Consider the following 909-nt stretch of genomic DNA (forward strand, 5'->3'; position numbering starts at 1 on the left):
ACCGACCCCCCACCCGCCGACACCACCCTGTCCACGACACCGAGTCCCGCGACCGTCACCGAGCTACCCATCGGGGAGCAGCCGGCCGAACAGATCACCCTCGTGGATGGCGCCGATCCCACGGACCCGGCCGACAGGACCGAGGAGAACCTGAACCGCGCGGGCGCCACCGACCAGACGTCGGCCGCACCAGACGGCACGACGTCACCCTCCCCGCTCCCGGCCGAGACCGCGACGCTCCCACCTGCCGGCATCCCCGCGCAGGACCGCGACGGGCCCCTGCCGACCCCGACCGACCCTGAGGCTCCCGGCGGCGAGGACACCCGGACTCAGCCTGGCCCCACCGAGATCCGGCTGATCCTGCTGGACCGACCGCACCTGCGCCGCGCCGACCAGACCGTCTACCAGGGCCGGCTCAGCCTGGAAATCGCCGGCTACCTCGCCCTACACCGCACCGGCGCCACCACCACAACCCTCATCAGCGCCCTACTCCCCGACGCCGACCCCGACCGGGCACGCGACCAGATCTACCAGGCCATCCGCCGCCTGCGCGAAGCATTCCGCCGCGCCGGAGCCGGCCAGATCCTGCTCTCCGACCGCGGCGGCTACCAGCTCGCCAGCACCCTCAGCTGCGACCTATGGGACATCGAAAAGGCCCTCGCCGCCGCCGACCGCGCCACCGACGACGACAGCCGCGTCGCGGCGCTGCGCACCGCCACCGGCCTCTACACCGGACGGCTCCTCGACGGCTGCGAATGGGCCACCGCCCACGCCACCCACCTCGAACACCGCCTCATCGACGCCGCCGCCGACCTCGCCGACCTCCTCGCCGACACCCACCCCACCGACGCCGCCGCCGTCCTCGACCACGCCCTCACCCACCACCCCTACACCGAATCCCTCTACACC

Annotated in this window: 1 protein-coding gene; it reads left to right on the forward strand. The window is 73.4% G+C overall.

Annotation, left to right across the window (positions count from 1 at the left end; genetic code table 11):
• On the forward strand, positions 1–909 hold a 909-nt coding region (locus C1A33_RS26595), incomplete at both ends, for a BTAD domain-containing putative transcriptional regulator (protein ID WP_279354703.1).

Origin of the sequence: Frankia canadensis, assembly GCF_900197875.1 — a bacterium.
In the GTDB taxonomy this organism is placed as follows: Bacteria; Actinomycetota; Actinomycetes; order Frankiales; family Frankiaceae; genus Frankia; species Frankia canadensis.